The 15,720-nt window shown below is 67.7% G+C and carries 15 protein-coding genes; 7 read left to right on the top strand and 8 right to left on the bottom strand.

Features of this window, described 5'->3' with window-relative positions; genetic code table 11:
- Positions 1 to 22 precede the first annotated feature (22 nt).
- From CLD20_RS09285 to thrC, 4 genes are all read right to left on the bottom strand, one after another.
- Positions 23 to 2,905 carry an EAL domain-containing protein gene (locus CLD20_RS09285; RefSeq protein ID WP_224406336.1) on the bottom strand — a complete coding sequence of 961 codons (2,883 nt, stop codon included), beginning with the start codon at positions 2,903 to 2,905 and terminating at the stop codon, positions 23 to 25.
- An 83-nt stretch (positions 2,906 to 2,988) separates the two neighbouring features.
- Positions 2,989 to 3,570 (bottom strand): GNAT family N-acetyltransferase, encoded by a 582-nt coding sequence (locus CLD20_RS09280; RefSeq protein WP_224406335.1) that lies wholly within the window; start codon positions 3,568 to 3,570, stop codon positions 2,989 to 2,991.
- Positions 3,571 to 3,586: 16 nt separating this feature from the next.
- On the bottom strand, positions 3,587 to 4,852 hold the full coding sequence (locus tag CLD20_RS09275; protein WP_370636846.1) for a M16 family metallopeptidase: 1,266 nt from the start codon (positions 4,850 to 4,852) through the stop codon (positions 3,587 to 3,589).
- A 10-nt stretch (positions 4,853 to 4,862) separates the two neighbouring features.
- The gene (thrC, locus tag CLD20_RS09270; protein ID WP_224406333.1) at positions 4,863 to 6,269 is read right to left on the bottom strand and encodes a threonine synthase; all 1,407 of its coding nucleotides are present in this window, start codon (positions 6,267 to 6,269) and stop codon (positions 4,863 to 4,865) included.
- A 97-nt stretch (positions 6,270 to 6,366) separates the two neighbouring features.
- Here thrC and CLD20_RS09265 point away from each other — a divergent pair, with 97 nt between their 5' ends.
- Entirely contained in the window at positions 6,367 to 7,044 is a 678-nt protein-coding gene (locus tag CLD20_RS09265) for an HAD family phosphatase (RefSeq protein WP_224406332.1), read from the top strand.
- 4 nt (positions 7,045 to 7,048) lie between these two features.
- Positions 7,049 to 7,552, top strand: a complete 504-nt coding sequence (locus CLD20_RS09260; protein WP_224406331.1) for a 2'-5' RNA ligase family protein — start codon at positions 7,049 to 7,051, stop codon at positions 7,550 to 7,552.
- Positions 7,553 to 7,615: 63 nt separating this feature from the next.
- Here CLD20_RS09260 and CLD20_RS09255 read toward each other — a convergent pair whose 3' ends face one another.
- From CLD20_RS09255 to CLD20_RS09245, 3 genes are all read right to left on the bottom strand, one after another.
- Complete coding sequence (locus CLD20_RS09255) at positions 7,616 to 8,128, bottom strand: BA14K family protein (RefSeq protein ID WP_224406330.1); 513 nt, start codon at positions 8,126 to 8,128, stop codon at positions 7,616 to 7,618.
- Positions 8,129 to 8,221: 93 nt separating this feature from the next.
- Positions 8,222 to 9,172 (bottom strand): cation diffusion facilitator family transporter, encoded by a 951-nt coding sequence (locus CLD20_RS09250; RefSeq protein WP_224406329.1) that lies wholly within the window; start codon positions 9,170 to 9,172, stop codon positions 8,222 to 8,224.
- 33 nt (positions 9,173 to 9,205) lie between these two features.
- Positions 9,206 to 10,438: a lytic murein transglycosylase gene (locus tag CLD20_RS09245; RefSeq protein WP_224406328.1), complete on the bottom strand. Its 1,233-nt coding sequence runs from the start codon at positions 10,436 to 10,438 to the stop codon at positions 9,206 to 9,208.
- Positions 10,439 to 10,584: 146 nt separating this feature from the next.
- Here CLD20_RS09245 and CLD20_RS09240 point away from each other — a divergent pair, with 146 nt between their 5' ends.
- On the top strand, positions 10,585 to 11,481 hold the full coding sequence (locus CLD20_RS09240; RefSeq protein WP_224406327.1) for a heme-binding protein: 897 nt from the start codon (positions 10,585 to 10,587) through the stop codon (positions 11,479 to 11,481).
- Between the two features lie 185 nt (positions 11,482 to 11,666).
- Entirely contained in the window at positions 11,667 to 12,284 is a 618-nt protein-coding gene (locus CLD20_RS09235) for a cell wall hydrolase (protein ID WP_224406326.1), read from the top strand.
- A 16-nt stretch (positions 12,285 to 12,300) separates the two neighbouring features.
- On the opposite strand, the gene pdxH is transcribed toward CLD20_RS09235, so the two are convergent.
- On the bottom strand, positions 12,301 to 12,933 hold the full coding sequence (gene pdxH, locus CLD20_RS09230) for a pyridoxamine 5'-phosphate oxidase (protein ID WP_224406325.1): 633 nt from the start codon (positions 12,931 to 12,933) through the stop codon (positions 12,301 to 12,303).
- 20 nt (positions 12,934 to 12,953) lie between these two features.
- Here pdxH and CLD20_RS09225 point away from each other — a divergent pair, with 20 nt between their 5' ends.
- The 3 genes from CLD20_RS09225 to CLD20_RS09215 all read left to right on the top strand — a co-directional run bounded on the left by CLD20_RS09225 (position 12,954) and on the right by CLD20_RS09215 (position 15,715).
- Entirely contained in the window at positions 12,954 to 13,424 is a 471-nt protein-coding gene (locus tag CLD20_RS09225; protein ID WP_224406324.1) for an RT0821/Lpp0805 family surface protein, read from the top strand.
- Positions 13,425 to 13,524: 100 nt separating this feature from the next.
- Complete coding sequence (locus tag CLD20_RS09220; protein WP_224406323.1) at positions 13,525 to 14,562, top strand: DnaJ C-terminal domain-containing protein; 1,038 nt, start codon at positions 13,525 to 13,527, stop codon at positions 14,560 to 14,562.
- Between the two features lie 160 nt (positions 14,563 to 14,722).
- Complete coding sequence (locus tag CLD20_RS09215) at positions 14,723 to 15,715, top strand: ABC transporter substrate-binding protein (RefSeq protein ID WP_224406322.1); 993 nt, start codon at positions 14,723 to 14,725, stop codon at positions 15,713 to 15,715.
- Positions 15,716 to 15,720: the final 5 nt, after the last annotated feature.

Below are 15,720 nucleotides of genomic sequence, written 5' to 3'. Positions count from 1 at the left end.
TGCCCCTCCGCTCTGAAGCTCCCTAGGCGGAGCGCGCCAGCGGGCGCGAGGCCTTGGCCATCTGGTGCGCCATCTGCGAGGAGATCGGCCGGCCATAGAGATAGCCCTGCACGAACTCGCAGCCGAGCTGCACCAGCTCGCCGACATCGGTCTCCGATTCCGCCCCTTCTGCGATCACGTCCATGCCGAGCTCGTGGGCAAGGTTCACGATCGAGCGCAGGATGACCGGCCGGTTCGCCGAGCCATTGCTGGCGACGAAGGCGCGGTCGACCTTGATCGTGTCGAAGGGGAAGCGTTGCAGGTAGGAAAGCGCCGAATGGCCGGTGCCGAAATCGTCGAGCGCCAGGCTCGCCCCGAGTCGGCGGATCTCTTCCAGCACCCGCGCGGCGAAATCCGGATTCTGCATGAACAGCGATTCGGTGACTTCCAGCTTCAGCGTCTCCGGGGCAACGCCCGATCGCGTCAGAACCGACTTCACGTCGTTGATGAGGTCGTGGCGCAGGAGCTGCTGGCTCGAGACGTTGACGGAGACGAAAGGCAGCGGTCCGTTGCGGATTTCCGCCTGCCAGACGGCGAGGTCGCGCGCTGCCCGCTCCAGGGTGAAGACGCCGAGCTGCAGGATGAGCCCGGTCTCCTCGGCGAGCGGGATGAACTCCGTCGGCGAGATGGCCCCGCGCCGGGGATGATCCCAGCGCATCAGCGCCTCGTAGCCGGCGACGGAGCTGTCGGAAAGGCGGATGATCGGCTGGTAGACGAGGTCGATTTCGCCGCCGTCGAGGGCCGCTGCGAGATCCGTCTCCAGATCCTCGCGCCGGCGCCTTTGCGTCTGCCCGGCACGGTGCGTGACCGTGCGGTCGCCGCCCTGGCGCTTGGCCTCGAAGCTCGCCGTCTCCGCGTCCTTCAGGATATCGCCCGGCACGGCCCCGGCGCTGGCGCGGCTGATGCCGGCCGAGGCGCTGAGGCGGATGTCTTCGTCGCCGATCGGGATCGCCGCCCGCACCGCCTCGCGCAGCGCATCGGCAAGTTCGTTCAGCGCCTCGGCGTCGGCGGCGGCATGGGTGAGGACGGCGAAGCCGTCGCCGCCCAGCCTTGCGAGCGTATCCGCCGGCGCGATGAGGCGCGATAGGCGCCGCGAGATGGCCAGGAGCACCGAATCGCCGATGAAGGTGCCGCTCTTCTGGTTCACCTTGTGGAAATCGTCGAGGTCGAGCGAGACGATGGCGGGATAGGGGCCGGAACTCGCCTCGGCCAGAAGCAGCGCCTGCTCGACGCGGTCGAGGAAGAGCTGGCGGTTCGGCAGGCCCGTCAGGTTGTCGAAGATGGCGTCGTGCAGCAGCCGGTCCTCCGCCAGGCGCGCCTCGGTGATGTCGGCGAGCGTGCCGGAGCAGCGCATCACCTCGCCGTCGGCCCCGACGATCGGGCGGGCCTTGAGCTGGAACCACAGGAAGCGCCCGTCGGCGGCGCGCATCCGGAAGGTCTGGTTGATGCGCCCGCGGCGCTGCGCGATCACCGCGTCGAGCACGGCGCGGAAGCGGTCCCGGTCCGCCGGGTGCAGCGTGCCGAGCCAGTTGCGTGCCGGGCCTTCCAGCGCCCCCCGCTTCAGGCCGAGAACGTTTTCGATCTCGCGGCCGATCTCGATGCGGTCGCGCGCCACGTCCCAGTCCCAGATCGCGTGCCCCGCGCCGACGAGGGCGAGCGCCTTCTGCTCGGCGTCGCTGACGATGCCGTGCGCCAGCCCGCCGCCGGCGAAGGCGTGCTGCATGATGGTGAAGGCGATGAGCATGACGAGAAGCACGAGGCCGCCCGCCAGCGCCGGCTGGATGGAGGGATTGTCGACCCGGCCCGAGACGGCGAGCCAGGCCATCACCAGCCAGAAGAGAAGGATCGCCCAGGACGGCACCAGCATGATCGCCCGGTCGAAGCCACGCAGCGCCAGATAGGCGATCACCCCGAGGCCGAGGAGAACGGTGGCGGCGAGCGAAAGGCGGGCAATACCGGCCGCGGTCGTCGGATCGATCAGGATGATGCCGAGAAGGGCAATCAGCACGATCAGCCAGATGCCGGTGAGATGGGCGTAGCGGATGTGCCAGCGATGCAGATGCAGGTAGGTGAAGAGGAAGACCGTAAGCGCCAGCGACAGAAGCACTTCGACCGCCGCACGCCAGGCCTGCAGGCTCTCCGGGCCGATGCCGAACACCTGGCCGATGACGCCGAAATCAAGCGCGATATAGCCGAAGACGGCCCAGGCGAGGATGGCGGAGGCGGGGAACATCGCCGTGCCGCGCACCACGAAGAGCACCGTCAGGAAGAGCGCCAGGAGCCCCGCAATGCCGAGCACGATGCCGCGGAAGAGGGTGAAGGAGTTGACGTTCGCCTCGTAGGCCTGCGGCTCCCACAGATGCAGCTCCGTCATCCGGGGCGAGGAGGTCTCGGCGATGTAGGTGACGACGGCGCCCGGATCGAGCGTGATCCGGAAGACATCCGAACCCGGCTCCTTCAGCTGATCCGGCGCAAAGCCCTCCGAAGGCGTCACGGCGATGAGGCGCACCGAGCCGAGATCGGGCGAGAGCACGCCCGAGCCGACGAGCCGGTAGTGCGGCGCCACCAGAAGGCGGTCGATCTGCTCGTCGGAGGTATTGGCCAGCGCGAAGACCAGCCAGTCGGACGGGCCGGGACCGAGCTGCGAGCGCACCTCGATGCGCCGCACGATGCCGTCGGCGCCGGGAGCGGTCGAGACCTGCAGGCGGTCGGTGTCGGAGGAATAATGCTCGACGGCGTCGGTGAGGTCGAGCGTGGCGCCGCCCCGGGGCACCTCGATCGCCTCCAGCGCCGAGGCAGGCCTTGCAAGGCCGGCAAGCGCGGCGGCGAGGAGCAGGATCGAGAGGGTGTGGCGGATCAGGCGCAAACGTTCATGCCTCTTGCCATGGACCGTTAAAATCAGGTCGCAAATGTCTAATCCGCGGAGCGCTTTCGCACAACCTGAAGCGATCAGTCGTCGCTCGCGAGCCGGGCGAAGCGGATGTGGTCCTGCCACCGTCCGGCGATGCAGACGAGGCCGCGCGAAAGTCCTTCGCGCTGAAAACCGCACTTTTCGAGGAGGCGGATCGAGGCGGCGTTATGGGCAAGGCAAGCGGCCTCCAGCCTGTGCAGGCGGAGCGTCTTGAACGCATAGGGCGTGAGGGCGCCGAGCGCCGCGCTCATATGCCCCTGGCCGGCATAGGGCTCGCCCATCCAGTAGCCGATCGTGGCGGCCTGCGTCATGCCGCGGGTGACGTTGGAGAGCGTGATTCCCCCAACGAGGATGCCGCCGGCATTGCGGAAGACGAAGAAGGGGTAGGTCTGGTCCTCGCGCATTTCCGTCCGGTAGCGGCGGATGCGGCGGCGGAAGGCGGACCGGGTCAGGTCGTCGGATGGCCAGATCGGCTCCCACGGGGCGAGGAATTCGCGGCTCTTGGCCCTCAGCGCCGACCATTCGGGAAAGTCGGAGAATTGCGGCGTTCTGAGGAATATCCCATCCCCGGCGAGCGAAAGGCTGGCATCGCCGGGAGCGATGGGACGTAGAAAGGCCATCTTGCGGGCCCCGCCTTCAGACGAGAAGGGAGCCGCGCAGGCGGCCGGAGATGGCGGCCGAATCCGGCAGGCCGCCGATCGGGCCGACGGCGGCCAGCGTCAGCGGCGAGGACAGGGCATCGCGCGCCATTTCCGCGACGTCCTTCGATGTCATCCGGTCGAGATCGGCGAGGAGCTCTTCGAGAGCCACCGGCCGGCCGAGGATCATGATCTGGCGGGCGAGCTGGCCGGCGCGGGCGGCCGGGCTTTCGAGCGCCATCAGGAGCCCCGCCTTGATCTGGGCCTTGGCGCGGGCGAGTTCCTCCTCCTTCACGCCGTCCGTCATTTTCAGCAGTTCTTCGATGATGAGCGCATTCGCCGCTTTCACGTCGCCTTTGGATGTCGCCGTATGGACGCCGAGGACGCCGCTATCGGCAAAGGCCCAGTGGAAGGCGGAGATCGAGTAGCAGAGGCCGTTTTCCTCGCGCACGCTCTGGAAGAGGCGCGAGGCCATGCCGTCGCCGAGGATGGTGCCGACGAGGCGGCCGGCGAAATAGCGCTCCGAGCGCCGCGAGGGCGCCTCGAAACCGTAGATCACCTGGGCTTCCTGCAGACGCTTCCTGAGCCGGCGCTCGCCGCCGAGATAGCGGGCGGGCTCCGGCTCGAGCGTGCCGTCCCGGGCAAGGCCGGACAGATGCTCTTTGGCCATGGCCACCATCTCTTTGTGGTCGACCGCTCCGGCCGCCGCCAGAACCAGCGAATCGCCGCGATAGTGGCGGGCGAGGTAGTTCTTCAGATCCTGCGAGGTGATGCGCGAGATCGATTCCTCCTCGCCGAGGATGGTCCGCCCGATCGGCTGGTCCGGATAGGCCGAGGCCTGGAAATGGTCGAAGACGAGATCGTCGGGCGTGTCGAGCACCGCGCCGATCTCCTGCAGGATGACGTGGCGCTCGCGCGCCAGCTCTTCCGGCGCGAAGGTGGAATTGACGAGGATGTCGGAGAGAACGTCGACGGCGAGCGGGATGTCGTCCCGGAGGACCCGCGCATAGAAGGCGGTATGGTCGATGGAGGTGGCGGCGTTGATCTCGCCGCCGACCGATTCGATGGTCTCGGCGATATCGCGGGCCGTGCGCCGCGTCGTGCCCTTGAAGGCCATGTGCTCGAGCAGGTGGGAAATGCCGTGCTCGCGGTCCTCTTCCGAGCGCGTTCCGGCATTGACCCAGATGCCGATCGCCGCGCTTTCCAGATGCGACATGGTCTCGGTGACGACGGTGAGCCCGTTGTCGAGCTTTGTCAGCTGCATGCTCATCCGCTCAGGCCCCGATCCGGGTGGCGCGGCTATGGGAGCGGATGGCATCCTCCACCGCGCCGAGCTCGGCGGGCAGGACTTCGTATCGTTCTTTTTTTCGCATCATGTCCTGAAGGCTTTCCGGCAGGGCGGGGCGGATGCCGCTCGCGGCTTGCACGGCATCGGGAAACTTGGCCGGATGGGCTGTGGCGAGGGTGATCATCGGCACGCCCGGTTTCAAGTTGCGTTCAGCGACGGCGACGCCGATGGCGCTGTGCGGATCGAGGAGAAGGCCGGTCTCCTCATGCACCCGCCGGATCGTGGCGGCGTTTTCTTCTTCGTCGGAGCGGCCGGAGGCGAAGAGGCCGCGGATCGTGCCAAGCGCTCCTTCCTCGATCTGGAAGGTCCCGGACTGCTTGAGCCCGCCCATCAGCCGGCGCGTCGGTTCCGCCTGCCGCTCCTCCGCCTCGAACAGGAGGCGCTCGAAATTGGAGGAAACCTGGATGTCCATGGAGGGGGAGGCGGTCGGCACGACGTCTCCCACCTCGTAGCGTCCGGTTCTCAGCGTCCGGTCGAGGATGTCGTTGATGTTGGTGGCGATGACGAGCTTGTCGATGGGCAGGCCCATGCGCATCGCCGCATAGCCGGCGAAGATGTTGCCGAAATTGCCCGTCGGCACCGTGAAGGCGACCTTCCGGTTGGGCGCGCCGAGCGCCGTGGCGGCGGCGAAATAGTAGACGGTCTGTGCTGCGACGCGGCCCCAGTTGATGGAATTGACGCCCGACAGCGAGACCTCGCGGCGAAAGGGCGTATCGGCGAACATCGCTTTGACGAGCGCCTGCGCGTCGTCGAAATGGCCCCGGATCGCGATGGCGCGGACATTTTCGTCCTCCGGCGTCGTCATCTGCCGGCGCTGCACCTCCGAGACGCGGCCATCGGGAAAGAGGACCGCGACATCGACCCGCTCGCGGCCGCGAAAAGCCTCCACCGCCGCGCCGCCCGTATCGCCGGACGTGGCGCCGACGACGGTTGCCCGCTCGCCGCGCTCGGCCAGGATGTGATCCATCAGCCCGGCCAGCAGCTGCATCGCCACGTCCTTGAAGGCGAGTGTCGGCCCGTGGAAGAGCTCCAGCAGGAAATGCGCCGGGGCGATCTGCACCAGCGGCGTCACGGCCGGGTGGCGGAAGCCCCGATAGGCTTCCGCGATGATGTCTTTCAGGGCGGCATCGGCGATCTCGCCGCCGGCAAAGCGCGACATGACGGCGAATGCGATGTCCTGGAAGGGGCGGTTCGCGAGTGCGGCGATCTCGTCCCGCGAAAACGACGGCCATTCCTCAGGCAGGTAGAGCCCGCCATCCGACGCAAGGCCGTTCAGGACAACGTCGCGGAAACCCAGCGCCGGGGCCTCGCCGCGCGTGGAAACGTAACGCAACAAGATCTCCTCATCGTCCGGCGCAGTGGGGCCGGGCGGTCTTTTTGGACCGTCCGGGCCTTTGCCGCAAGGAGTGCGTGCCCTATTGGCTATGCCCATGCTGGTCATATTCGATTGCGACGGCGTGCTCGTCGATTCAGAGATCATCGCCGCACGCGTGGAGGCGCGCCTTCTGACGGAGGCGGGCTATGAGATTTCGCCCGAGGAAATGGCGACGCGCTTCGCCGGACTGACGGGCGAGCGCATCTGGGATCTTGCCGAGGCCGAGCTCGGCCGCCCGGTGCCGCAGGCGATCCGCGGCCGTTCGGAGGAGGAGATCGACAAGGCGCTGGAAGCGGGCCTCTCCCCCGTGGCCGGCGTGGAGGAGATGCTCGACAGGCTGGATGCGGCGATCTGCATCTGCTCCAACTCCACCTCGGCGCGGCTGGAAATGGAACTGCGCAAGACCGGCCTTTACGACCGCTTCCGCCCGTTCATCTATTCGGCCCGCGACCTTGGCGAGGGAAAGCAGAAGCCGGCGCCCGACGTCTTTCTTCATGCCGCGAAGGAATTCTCGGCCGATCCGGCCGAGGTCATCGTCGTCGAGGATTCCACCCATGGCGTCGCCGGCGCCGTGGCGGCGGGGATGCGCGTCATCGGCTTCACCGGCGCCTCGCATTCCTGGCCGGGCCATGCCGATGCGCTGACGGAGGCGGGCGCCGTCACCGTGGTCAACCGCCTCGCTCTCGTGCCGCAGACGGTGGCGGCGCTCGCCGCTTGGTCGGCGCTCGCCTGAGGCGATGGACGCCTTCGTCCTGACGCTGAAGCTGGACGAGAAGAGCTTCGCCTTTTTCGACGCGTTGCGGCGGCGGCATTTTCCGCCGGAGCGCAACCAGGTCCCGGCGCATCTGACGCTCTTCCATGCCCTGCCGGGCGAGGAGATGGCGACGATCCGTCCGCTCCTTGCGGGCGCGGCCCGGGACCAGCGGCGTATCGATATGAAGGTGACGGGCGTCAAGTCGCTCGGCGGGGGTACCGCCTTCACCCTGCAGGCCCCGGCGCTGTCGGCGCTCCGAAAAGCCCTTCAGCGGGAGATGGAGCCCTTCCTGACGATGCAGGATCGTGGCGGGTTCTCGCCGCATGTGACCGTGCAGAACAAGGTCCCGGTCAAGGAAGGCGAGGCGCTGAGGCGCGAGCTCCAGAAGGATTTCCGGCCCTTCGGGGCGAAGGGGGAGGGCCTTCTCCTCTGGCGCTATCTCGGCGGGCCGTGGCTGCGCGAGGCGCAGTTTCCCTTCCGCGGCTGAGGCGGCACGAAAAAGCCCCGGCGCTGGCGCCGGGGCTCGTTCTGGCTGGCCGCTCAGGGCCTGTCAGCGGTTGTCGTAGGGGCTGTTGCAGGCGTGACGGCGGCCGTCATAGCCCAGGAAGGTGTTGGAGCGGCGATTGTAGCTCTTGTAGCGCTGCGAGCACCAATCGTCGTGCGCCCGCTCGCCGCCGCGATTCGGCTGCGTCTGTGCGCCGATGAAGGCACCGATGGCGCCGGCTGCGAGCCACCAGGGCGTCGCGTAGTAGTAGCCGTCGTGATAATGCGTGTAGCCGTTCCTGCGATTGCGGTAGCGCGGGCCGTGGCGATTGCGGTCCCAATGGTTGGAAGCGCGGGAATCGCGATGGCGGGTGCGATCTCCGGAGCGCTCCCCAAAGCGCTCGGTTCGGGCTCCGGGCCGATTCTGCATCCAGCGCTCTCCCTGGATCTGCACGACGTCGCTGGCGCCCGGCATTGCGTTCGGCATGAGCGGCGCCGCTCCCGCCGCGATCGGCGCCATGGTCAGCACGATGCTGGCCGCCAGCGCGGTCAGACCCGCGCGGTGGGTCAACTTCTTCATCTTGTTCTCCTGGCTTGCTTGCAAAGCCCCTTCGGACCGACAATCGGGAAGGGTACGCCAGCGTTCCATGAAAAAAGATGACAGTCGCGTAACTTAGCCGGCGGAAGCTGGGTTCGCGGGCGGTGGTGGGCTCTCCGCGATAATGACCTCGGCCTCTGGTTTCGCCTTCTCCGCGGGCTCCACATGGATGGCGATATGGATGTCGCCAAGCTTGCCGCGCAGTCCGTCCTCGATGGCGTCGCATATGCGGTGCGCGTCGGCGACGCGCATGTCGCGGGGCACGACGAGATGGAATTCCAGAAAAGTCCGCTGCCCGGCGACGCGCGTCCTCAGGTCATGCGCCTGGATGGAGCCGGCGCCATGCAGCTGGATCTGTTCGTGGATTTCCTGCCTGATCTCCTCGGGTGCCGCCTCGTCCATCAGCCCGCCCACCGAATCGCGCACCAGGTGCCAGCCGGACCACAGGACGTTGACGGCGACGGCCGCCGCCAGCAGCGGATCGAGGATGTACCAGCCCGTCATGCCCGCCGCGATGACGCCGATGATGACGCCGATGGAGGTGGCGACGTCGGCGAACAGATGCTTGGCGTCGGCGACGAGGGCGGGCGAGCGGAAGGCGCGTCCGCGGCGCAGGATGTGCCAGGCCCATGCCCCGTTGAGGATCGCCGCCAGGCTGTTGACGAAGAGGCCGACGCCGAGATCCTGCAACGGGCGCGGATCGAAGAGCACGTCCCACGCCTCTTTCATGATCAGGAGCGCGGCGATGATGATGAGGACGCCTTCCACCACGGCGGAGAAATACTCCGCCTTGTGGTGCCCGAAGGGATGGGAGACGTCGGGCGGGCGCGCCGCCTGGCGGAGCGCGATATAGGCGCCGCAGGCTGCCGCGAGGTTCACCAGGCTCTCCAGCGCGTCGGAAAAGAGCGCCACGGAGCCCGTCAGCTGCCAGGCGAAGGCCTTCAGCAGGATGCCGGCGATGGCGACGGCAATGGAGCCGAGCGCGAAGCTCGCCGGGGTGGCGGCGGTCTTGGTCGGGGCGTTCATCTTGGGGGAGCTCGTCTCTCGCGGCGGGTGCGGCTAGTTGCGGCGAAGCCGGTCTAGTAGGTCTCGCGTCGGATATCCATCCGCTGGCATGCCAAAAGCGAGCTGTGCCTCCCGTACGCCGTCGCGAGTTTTCTGGCCGAGCCTGCCGTCGGCCGGCCCCGCATCCCAGCCGCGCGCATTGAGCCGCTTCTGCACTTCAGCGAGCTCCGCCGAAGAGAGCATCGCGGCCGGATCGCCGCGCTGCATCGGCGGCGCGCCGGCGAGCCGGGTGGCGAGATAGGCCGCGGCGAGCGAATAGTTGGAGGAGTTGTTCCACTCCCAGTAGATGTCGAAATTGGGATAGGCGAGGAAAGCGGGCCCCGCGCGCCCCATCGGCAGGACGAGTGCGGCAAGGGCATTGTCGGCCGGCAGCGCCGAGCCGCCGCGACGCTTCACGCCGTCCGCCGCCCATTCGGCGCGCGGCTTGTAGCGCTTTCTTCCCGCATGCTCCCAAGGCACTTTCGGCCCGACCTCCACCTCTTCGAGCCAGGGCTCGTTCGCCCTCCAGCCGAGATGGAGGAGGAACTTCGCCGCCGAGGCGAGCGCGTCGGGCACGCTGCCGACGAGGTCGCGCCGGCCGTCGCCGTCGTAGTCGACGGCGAATTTCAGGTAGTTCGAGGGGGTGAACTGCACCTGTCCGAGTTCGCCCGCCCAGGCGCCGTGCATCTCCGCCGGCGCAAGGTCGCCGCGCTCCAGGAGGGTGAGAGCCGCCATCAGTTCGTCCGAGAAGAGCTCCGAGCGCCGGCAATCATAGGCAAGGCTCGCCAGAGAGCGCAGCGACGAGAAGTCTCCCATATAGGCGCCGTAATCGGTCTCCAGCCCCCAGAAGGCCGCGATCACCGGTCCGGGCACCCCGTATTCGCGCTCGATCTTCGCGAAGGTGGCGCGGTGGCGCTCCAGCATGGCGCGGCCCCGCTGCAATCTGCTCTTCGAGACGAGCCGGTCGGCAAATTGCAGGAAGCTGAGCGAAAGCGTCGGCTGGCCCCGGTCGCGCGACAGGACCTTTTCGTCGAAGGTCAGCCCGTCGAGGTTTTTGAGCGTCCTCTCTGAGATGCCCTTGCGCCCCGCCTCCTGCCGGAAGGCGGCGAGGAAGGCCGAAAAGCTCTGCCCGCCCCGGCAGGCCGTGTCGGCATGGGCAAGCGTCGGCAGGATGCCGCCCGCGAGCAGCGCGACGGCGATGCAAAGGCCTCGCCGCAGGGGGCGGGGGAAGGGGCTCCGATTCAGCATGCCGGATGGAAGCATGTCGGCCGCGCGACCGGAACCCTTTTTCGCCACCGGCCTCGGCCGGCAACCGGAACCGGGCGCGCGCGTTGGTGAGGCGACACGCAACATTCGCGCCCCGGATTCACCACAGGGCGCCAAGGAGGATCATGATGGCGAACGCGCTTTCCCGTTCGTATTCCGAAATCCGCGACCAGTTGGACGAACTCCAGGAGAAGCTGGAGGATGCCGGTCGATCCCTGCCGAAACGGATTGAAGGCGCCGCGCCGTGGCGGCGCCAGCCCAAGCATTGGTACGACCGGCCGGCCGAATGGTACCGCGAGGGCAGCGAGACGGCAGGCGACTATGCCCGCTCGGGCGCGGGCTATGCCCGGGCGGGCGCCAAGCTCGGCGCCGAATATGCGCGGGCCGGCGCCAACTATGCCCGCGAGCGTCCGACGATGACCGGCCTCGTCGCGGCCGGCGCCGCGCTGATCCTCGTTGGCGGGGCGATCTATGCGGCGCGCCGAACCTCCCTCTACGTGGAGGAGCCGGACTACGACGTCGTCGACAAGGAGAGCGAGTTCGAGGTGCGCGATTACGGCCCGCAGATTGTCGCCGAGACGCATGCGGCCGGCCGGCGCGAGCAGGCTGCGAGCGCGGCCTTCCAGCGCCTCGCCGACTATATCTTCGCCCGTCAGCGCCCCGGCCGGAAGATCGCCATGACGGCGCCTGTCATGCAGGTTCCCGTCGTCGGCGAGACGGGTGCCCGCCGTGGCTGGCGCGTCCAGTTCCTGATGCCGGCCAAGCTCGGCCGGGCCGATCTGCCCGAGCCGGTCCAGGAGGAGGTGGATCTCAAGGAAGTGCCGGCGCGCCGCGTCGCCTCCGTCACCTTCGCCGGAAAGATGAGCGACCGGCTTGCGCTGGAAAACCTTGCCGCGCTGCGCATGTTCATCGCCGATCGCAAGCTGACCGCGAAGGGCGAGCCGGTCTACGCCTATTACAATCCGCCGATGGTGCCCGGCTTCCTGCGCCGCAACGAGATCATGATCGAGGTGGAGAAGGGCTGACTTCCGCGGCTGGCGCAAGGCCCGCGCCAGCCTTGAGAGCCCCTGCCAGCTCCTCGCCTCATTTGAGGCGAGCGGGTCGGGAAATCTCCACCTGAGGTCCCCATTGTCGCCTCGTTTCCCGCAGAAGCCGGCTGCGGGAAGAAGAGGGGCGGTTCGACCGCCTCCGATGCGGCAAAGGGATCTTCATGTACAACACCGTTCGCGCGAGGCGTGGCGGCGCCTTGGCGCTCGCGCTCGCCATCCTCGCGGTTGGAGTCGGCGGCACGGCCCATGCGGGGCCTCGGGCATCCTCCGCGCTGGTCGAGCTGCCACGGCCGAAGCCGGCCGAGCGGGCCTCCTCCGTAATGGCCGGCAAAGCGAAGGCCGGCGCACCGGCGGCCGCGCGCACGCCGCGCCGTTGCCTGGCCAAGGCGCTCTATTTCGAAGCGCGCGGCGAGACCGCCAAGGGGCAGATTGCGGTCGGCCGCGTCATCCTCAACCGGGTGAAGGACGAGCGCTATCCCGATACGATCTGCGGCGTCGTCTTCCAGAATGCGAAGAAGCGCAATCGCTGCCAGTTCTCCTTCGCCTGCGACGGCAAGGCCGACAAGGTTGCCGACCCGAAGCTGTGGCGGGAGATCGTGCAGCGCGCCGACTGGCTGCTCTCCTGCCGTTCCGAATGCGCCGACACGCCGATCTGGCGGGGTGCCCTGTGGCGCTCCACCCACTACCATGCGAATTATGTGAGCCCGGGCTGGGCAAAGCGCATGCGCCCGACCGGAGAGGTGGGCCTGCACCGCTTCTTCTACGAAGCGCGGGCGTAAGGCGTGGAGCTCGGGCTTACGGATAGAGCCGCTGTTTCATCCAGCCATCGCCATGCGGCGTGAAGCGCACCCGGTCGTGCAGGCGGAAGGCGCCGTTGTTCCAGAACTCGATCTGCACCGGGGCGATGCGAAAGCCGCTCCAATAGGGCGGGCGCGGGATCTTGCCGGTTCCAAAGCGCGCCGTTTCGGTGGCGACCGCCTTTTCCAGCGCGAAGCGGCTCTCCAGCGGCCGGGACTGGCGGCTCGCCCAGGCGCCGATGCGCGAAAGCCGCGCCCGGCTGGCGAAATAGGCGTCGGCCTCCTCGGTGGAAACGGGGCTCACATTCCCCCGAACGCGCACCTGGCGGGCGAGCGACTTCCAGTGGAAGCACAGCGCGGCCTTCGGATTGGCGGCGAGCTGCTCGCCCTTGCGGCTTTCAAGGTTGGTGTAGAAGACGAAGCCGTCCTCGTCGTAGGCCTTGAGCAGCACCATCCTCACATCGGGCAGGCCGTCCGCATCCGCCGTCGCCAGCGCGACGGCGTTCGGATCGTTCGGCTCGGAAGCTTCGGCCTCCTTAAGCCATTCGGAAAAAAGCGCGATCGGGTCTCCACGCTCGGTGAAGTCACGGCTTGTTAACTGTGCAGAGGCATCTTGCTCGCGAAGTGTCATATCGGTGTCGGTTAGCTGCGTTGAGTTACTGCCCCTACCACGGTCAGCCCGTCATTCTCCACAGGCAAGCTGCCATCGCGGCCATCCTCGCCGTCTCGCTCTCCGGATGCGGCACGGTGACGATGCCGTTTTCCGGCGGCTCCTCCGATTCGGCCGCCATCACCACCGGCTCCGTCGCGCCGGCCGTCACCGTGCACGAGCCGCTGCCGGATGCTCTGTCCTATTCCGATGCGGCGCGGATCGGCCAGACGGCGGGAATTGCCGGCCTCGACGTCATGCCGAAGGACGGAATCGACTGGATCAACGAGGTCACCGGCTCGGCCGGCGTCGTGCGTCCCCTGTCCTCTCCCGTCCAGCAGGAAGCGCGCACCTGCCGTGACATCGAGGCGACGGTAACCAGCATCGGCGGCGTGCATCGCTACGGCGGCACGCTTTGCAAGGACGAGACCACCGGCCAGGTCGAGATCGAGGCGACCGGCTCGGCGAGCTAGCCGGCGACAAGGCCCGATAAGCCGCCCAAGGGTTGGCATCCGGCCCTTTCCATTCCCATATTCCCCGTGAAACCAATCGTAATTCTTGGGAATGGATGAGATGCGCGACCCTTACGACATTCTGGGTCTTTCACGCAGCGCGAGCGCGGCGGAGATCAAGCGCGCCTATCGCAAGCTGGCCAAGGCCAACCATCCGGACCATCATCCCGGCGACAAGAAAGCCCAGGAGCGCTTCACCGAAGCGAACGCCGCCTATGAGCTCCTTGGAGACAAGGAAAAGCGCGAGAAGTTCGACCGCGGCGAGATCGACGCGGAAGGCAAGCCGCGCTTTGCCGGCTTCGAGGGCTTTGCCGGCGGTGGCCCGGGCGGCCCCGGCGGGGCGGGCGGATTCGACCCGCGAGACTTCTCTGACGTCTTTCAGAGTTTTTCCCGCGGCGGGGCCGGTGGCCCCGGTGGCGGGCGCTCCCGCACCTTCCGCTTCGCCACCGGTCCGGGCGGCCGCGCGACGCATACGGGCGGCTCGGCAGGAGACGAGGACATCCTCAATTCGATTTTCGGCGCCTTCGGCGGCGGGGGCGGACGTGCCAAGGAGCCGCCGCGCGCCCGGCCGCAGAAAGGCACGGACGTGAAGGCAGAGATCGCCGTCACGCTGGAAAACCTCGCCTCGGGCGCCAAGCCGACGGTCAGCCTGCCGGGCGGGCGCGATGTGGCGCTCACCCTGCCGAAGGGCGTCAGGGACGGCCAGGTGATCCGCCTGAAGGGGCAGGGGCATGCCTCGCCGACGGGCGGTCCGCCGGGCGATGCGCTCGTCACGGTGCGCTTCGTGCCGCATCCGCGCTTCCGCGTCGATGGCTCCGATCTCAGGATCGAGGTGCCCGTGGCGCTCGACGAGGCGGTCCTCGGCGGCAAGGCGACCGTGCCGACGCTGCAGGGATCCGTCAGCCTCACCATCCCGCCCCATACGAGCGGCGGGCGCGTGCTGCGCCTCAAGGGCAAGGGCCTGCCGACGGACAAGGGGCGGGGAGACCTGCTCGTCACGCTGCGCATCGAACTGCCGGACCACACCGATCCGGAGCTTGAAGCGCTGATGCGCAAATGGCGCGAGGCCGGTGCCTCCTCCAGGAAGGCCTCCGCCTGAGCATTCGTCGGGGCCCCGGCTTGGGCTGCACGCAGCGCGCTTCGGCCGCGTGCTTCCGCCGTGAAGGACGCTGGAACAGCCGTTAGAAAAGCGTCACACGGCTCTGCTAGCCGGGGTTCCAGCCTTGCACCAATCTTTCACCGCAGAAGGAAAACGCCCCATGTTCAGGCCGCTTACCGGCTTGGCCGCTTTGGCCATCGCCTTTGCCGGCGCCACCGGCATCTCCCATGCCGAGCCCGCCGGCACGCTCACGGTCTACACCTCGCAGCCGACAGAGCAGATGCAGACCGTCATCGAAGCCTTCAACAAGGATTATCCGGACGTTGACGTCGAGCTCTTCCGCTCCGGCACGACCGAGGTGATGAACAAGCTGCAGGCGGAATTCGCCGCCGGCTCCTCGCCTGCCGACGTCGTCCTGATCGCCGACGCGGTCGCCATGACGCAGCTGAAGAACGACGACCGGCTCATGGCCTATGACGATGCGCCGATCGAAGACATCCCGGACGCGCTGATCGATCCCGACCATACCTTCTTCGGCACCAAGCTCATCACCACCGGCATCGTCTACAACACCGGGCTGGTCGAAGACGCGCCGGCCTCCTGGAAGGACCTGACGGCCGAAGCCGTTGCGGCCAAGACGATCATGCCCTCGCCGCTTTACTCCGGCGCCGCCGTCATCCATGTCGGTACCATGGTGCAGCAGCCCGAATTCGGCTGGGACTATTACCAGACGCTCGCCGATAACGGCGCCGTCGCCGGCCAGGGCAACGGCTCGGTGATCGAGGCCGTCGCGCGCGGCGAGAAGGCCTATGGCATCATCATCGAATACATGGCCTTCAATGCGAAGAAGAAGGGCTCGCCGGTCGAGTTCGTCTTTCCCGCGGAGGGCGTGACGGCGATCTCGCAGCCGGTAGCCATTCTGAAATCGACGGACAACGAGGAGGCGGCCAAGGCCTTCGTCGACTGGCAGCTTTCCAAAAAGGCGCAGGAACAGTCGGTGGGCCAGGGCTATTTCCCGATCTTCGACGACGTCACGCCGCCGGAGGGTTATCCGAAGGTGGGCACGCTGAAGATCCTGCCGACCGATGCCGAAGCGCTCCTGAAGGACGACCAGGCGAACAAGGAGAGATTCGCTGAGCTCTTCGGCGGTTGATCGAG

It is taken from the genome of Afifella sp. IM 167 (assembly GCF_020144925.1).
Lineage (GTDB): Bacteria > Pseudomonadota > Alphaproteobacteria > Rhizobiales > Afifellaceae > Afifella.
Note: the sequence above shows the minus strand (reverse complement) of the source record. Positions and strands in the feature narration are given on the sequence as shown.

What these genes read in the sequence shown, in the direction of transcription:
- CLD20_RS09275 (WP_370636846.1), bottom strand. Translation starts at nt 4,852, where the DNA reads ATGCAGCTGACAAAGCTCGACAACGGGCTCACCGTCGTCACCGAGACC.
- CLD20_RS09250 (WP_224406329.1), bottom strand. Translation starts at nt 9,172, where the DNA reads ATGAACGCCCCGACCAAGACCGCCGCCACCCCGGCGAGCTTCGCGCTC.
- CLD20_RS09220 (WP_224406323.1), top strand. Translation starts at nt 13,525, where the DNA reads ATGCGCGACCCTTACGACATTCTGGGTCTTTCACGCAGCGCGAGCGCG.
- CLD20_RS09245 (WP_224406328.1), bottom strand. Translation starts at nt 10,438, where the DNA reads ATGCTGAATCGGAGCCCCTTCCCCCGCCCCCTGCGGCGAGGCCTTTGC.
- CLD20_RS09260 (WP_224406331.1), top strand. Translation starts at nt 7,049, where the DNA reads ATGGACGCCTTCGTCCTGACGCTGAAGCTGGACGAGAAGAGCTTCGCC.
- CLD20_RS09240 (WP_224406327.1), top strand. Translation starts at nt 10,585, where the DNA reads ATGGCGAACGCGCTTTCCCGTTCGTATTCCGAAATCCGCGACCAGTTG.
- CLD20_RS09265 (WP_224406332.1), top strand. Translation starts at nt 6,367, where the DNA reads ATGCTGGTCATATTCGATTGCGACGGCGTGCTCGTCGATTCAGAGATC.
- CLD20_RS09280 (WP_224406335.1), bottom strand. Translation starts at nt 3,570, where the DNA reads ATGGCCTTTCTACGTCCCATCGCTCCCGGCGATGCCAGCCTTTCGCTC.
- CLD20_RS09235 (WP_224406326.1), top strand. Translation starts at nt 11,667, where the DNA reads ATGTACAACACCGTTCGCGCGAGGCGTGGCGGCGCCTTGGCGCTCGCG.
- CLD20_RS09255 (WP_224406330.1), bottom strand. Translation starts at nt 8,128, where the DNA reads ATGAAGAAGTTGACCCACCGCGCGGGTCTGACCGCGCTGGCGGCCAGC.
- CLD20_RS09215 (WP_224406322.1), top strand. Translation starts at nt 14,723, where the DNA reads ATGTTCAGGCCGCTTACCGGCTTGGCCGCTTTGGCCATCGCCTTTGCC.
- pdxH (WP_224406325.1), bottom strand. Translation starts at nt 12,933, where the DNA reads ATGACACTTCGCGAGCAAGATGCCTCTGCACAGTTAACAAGCCGTGAC.